This is a genomic window from Nocardia sp. NPDC055321 (assembly GCF_053645575.1).
The window spans coordinates 1-2,927 of the sequence record NZ_JBSHMS010000048.1; the positions used below are offsets into that span (position 1 = coordinate 1).

At 69.9% G+C, this 2,927-nt stretch carries 4 protein-coding genes; 3 read left to right on the forward strand and 1 reads right to left on the reverse strand.

Features of this window, described 5'->3' with window-relative positions; all coding sequences use genetic code 11:
* Nucleotides 1-452 (reverse strand): MarR family winged helix-turn-helix transcriptional regulator (locus ACWIGI_RS39815; RefSeq protein ID WP_454208832.1); only part of this gene is annotated, 452 nt, incomplete at its 3' end.
* Nucleotides 453-549: 97 nt separating this feature from the next.
* On the opposite strand from ACWIGI_RS39815, the gene ACWIGI_RS39820 reads away from it, so the two are divergent.
* From ACWIGI_RS39820 to ACWIGI_RS39830, 3 genes are all read left to right on the forward strand, one after another.
* Nucleotides 550-924: a cupin domain-containing protein gene (locus ACWIGI_RS39820; protein WP_454208833.1), complete on the forward strand. Its 375-nt coding sequence runs from the start codon at nucleotides 550-552 to the stop codon at nucleotides 922-924.
* A 46-nt stretch (nucleotides 925-970) separates the two neighbouring features.
* Entirely contained in the window at nucleotides 971-1,345 is a 375-nt protein-coding gene (locus ACWIGI_RS39825) for a cupin domain-containing protein (RefSeq protein ID WP_454208834.1), read from the forward strand.
* A gap of 73 nt (nucleotides 1,346-1,418) precedes the next feature.
* On the forward strand, nucleotides 1,419-2,777 hold the full coding sequence (locus tag ACWIGI_RS39830; protein WP_454208835.1) for a 2OG-Fe(II) oxygenase: 1,359 nt from the start codon (nucleotides 1,419-1,421) through the stop codon (nucleotides 2,775-2,777).
* The last annotated feature ends 150 nt before the right edge of the window (nucleotides 2,778-2,927 follow it).

Sequence of the window (2,927 nt, forward strand, 5' to 3'; positions counted from 1 at the left end):
CCTGTACACCGGGGGGGTAGCCCGAGGGGGCCGCCACCGTGGGGGGGGCCGCCCGCTATCCCCCCATTAACCCCGCCACCCGCCGCCCGCGGCCCCGCCCCCCGGCGCGCGGCCAGGTCGCGTTCGTAGGCGGCGTGGAAGGCCCGCACCAGATCGAGCGTGGCCCTGCCGCGTTCGGACAGCTGCAGGAGTTTGGCGCGTTTGTCGTTGGGGTCGGGGCGGCGTTCGACGTAGCCGTGGCCGACCATCTCGTCGACGATCTTGGCTGCGCCCTGCGCGGTGATTCCCAGTCGCTCCCCCAATTGACTTGCGGTGAGCGCGTTCTCGTCCAGCGAGCGCAGCACGTAGCCGTACGAGGCGCCCAGCACGTGGTGACCGTGCTCGGCCAGGTGCGCGTGCAGCGCGGCGACGAAGCCGTGAAACGCCTGCCCCAGCAGGATCCCGAAATCCACCCTTGACTCCTCTCGCGGCACATGTTCAACTCTAGTTGTTCAACTTAGGTTGAATATCTTGGTTGAACAACCAGAGTTGAATACTAGGAGATGTCGCATGCCGCTCATCAAGTCCGCCGATGCTCCCGTCTTCACCGGTCCGGGCCTGACCGCGACCGGCCTGGCCGCCCCGAGCCGGGGGTCCGTCGAGAACAGCGCCTGGCGCTTCACCCTGGACGCGGGCACTCCCGGACACGAGCACTCGGTTTCCCGCGAGGAGATCTTCATCGTGCTGTCCGGGCGCGCCGAGGTCGCCATGGAGGGCTCGACCCGGGTCCTGAATCCCGGTGACGCCCTGATCGTTCCGGCCCACACACCCTTCCGCCTGAGCGTCCCGGGCGCCGAACCCTTCGAAGCCGTCGCCGTGCTGCCGGTCGGCGCGTTCGCGCACTCCCCCGGCGCCGAGCCGATCGTCCCGCCCTGGGCTCGCTAGGCCGGCACCGATCACCCACGTACCCAACGGAACTGCGAGGAATCACATGCCGCTCGTCACCGCGGACCAGGCCTTCCACTTCGAGAACGACCACGCGAGCTTCATCGGCCTGGCCGCCCCCAGCCGCGGCTCGACCGAGAACTGCGCCTGGCGGCTCACCATCAAACCCGGCACCGCCGCCCCCGCCCACGCCCTGGACCGCGAGGAGATCTTCATCGCCCTCTCCGGTTCGATGACCGTCACGATGGACGGCGAAACCCACACCGTCGCAGCGGGAGACGCCCTGATCGTCCCGGCTCACCAGCTGTTCGCCATGGCCAACCCGAACGACGAGCCCTTCGAGGCCGTCGTCATCCTGCCCGTCGGCGGCCGGGGCCTGATCCCCGGACAGCCACCCGTCATCGCCCCCTGGTTCCGCTGATTCGTTTGTCGGTCCGCGCGGCGATACTCCCTGCGAAGGCGGCACCACCGGGGTGCCGGGGCTGGGAGAGAGCATGACCGAGCAGACGCTCGTAACCATTGGAGCAGTGCTGGATTCGACGCGGGCGCCGGGTTCGTACGCCACGCGCCGTACCGCGCCGGCGGCGGATCTCGTGATCGAGGTCGAGGGGGTCGGAACGCTGGGATGGCCGGTGCCGCCGGAGCAGGCGCGACAGCTGTGCGAGGTCGCGCGGCCCGCCCACTACGGGTTGCGCGACCGGACACTGCTCGACCCGAGCGTGCGCGACACCTGGCAGGTGCCACTCGACCTCGTCCGCATCGACGAAAACCGCTGGGGCGGTGCGCTGGAACCACTGCTGGAGAGCGTGCGCGCCGATCTCGGCCTGCCGCCGGACCGCACGCTGACGGCCGAGCTGCATTCGATGCTGGTGTACGAGAAGGGCCAGTTCTTCCACCGGCACCGGGATTCGGAGAAGGCGGACGGCATGATCGGCACGCTGGTGGTGACCCTGCCCTCGGAATTCGACGGCGGGGAACTGGTGGTCGATCATCTCGGGGAGCGGGTGAGCGACGCCGGATCGCCGGGCGAGCTCGCGCTGATCGCCTTCTACGCCGACTGCGATCACGAGGTGCGGCCGGTCACCTCGGGTTATCGAATCGCGCTGACCTACAACCTGATCGCCCGCGACGGTACCGGCCCGATCGCCGGCGCCGGCGAGGTCGGCGCGCTGACCGAACTCCTGCGCGCGTACTTCACCACACCCGTCGCGATGCCCAAGTGGCGCCGCGGCGACGGCCCCGAGCACCAGCCGCCCACCCGGCTGGTCTACCTGCTCGAGCACCAGTACTCCCAGCGCGGACTCGGATGGAATCAGCTCAAGGGAGCCGACGCGGTGCGGGCCGCCGCACTCGCCGCGGCCGCCGAGAGTATCGGCGGCCGGCCGTCTTTGGCCCTGGCCGAAGTGCGCGAGGTGCACGCGAGCGACTACCTCGAGGACGAGGAATGGATGTACGGCCGCCGCCGGCACTGGGAACTGATCGAGGGCGCCTGGACCCTCGTCGAAGAGGACTGGCAGTCCATCGACGGCGAGGAGGACTACTACGGCCCCGGCTTCGACCACGGGAATGCCCGGCCCGCCGACCATCCGGAGTACCTGGCCGAGGTCGAGCTGGGCGATTCCTACGGCCCCACCATCACCCTGAAGTGGTGGATGGATCGAGCCGGCGCGGTCACGACGTCCGAGGGTGATTACGTCCACGACGACGAACTCTGCAGCCGGACAACGAATTCGGGGCACGAACCGTTCGGGTATCGACTCTCGGGCTACATGGGCAACGAGGGCAATACCGTGGATCGCTGGTTCCGCAGGGCCGCCATCGTCGTGAATTCCGCCGCGCCGCCGAGCCGATGACGTCGCGGGGGGGGGGGGGGGGCCCGGCGGGGGGGCACACGCGGGGCGGGGGCCCGGGGGGGCCCCCCCCGTCGCGCGCCCCCCGCGCCGACGGTCAGCAGGGCGGAGGACAGGATCTTGCGCATTCGTTCACTCCAAGCGGTTGTGTTC

Excerpts from the sequence above, each read along its gene's own strand:
- ACWIGI_RS39820 (WP_454208833.1), top strand. The coding sequence starts at position 550 with ATGCCGCTCATCAAGTCCGCCGATGCTCCCGTCTTCACCGGTCCGGGC.
- ACWIGI_RS39830 (WP_454208835.1), top strand. The coding sequence starts at position 1,419 with ATGACCGAGCAGACGCTCGTAACCATTGGAGCAGTGCTGGATTCGACG.
- ACWIGI_RS39825 (WP_454208834.1), top strand. The coding sequence starts at position 971 with ATGCCGCTCGTCACCGCGGACCAGGCCTTCCACTTCGAGAACGACCAC.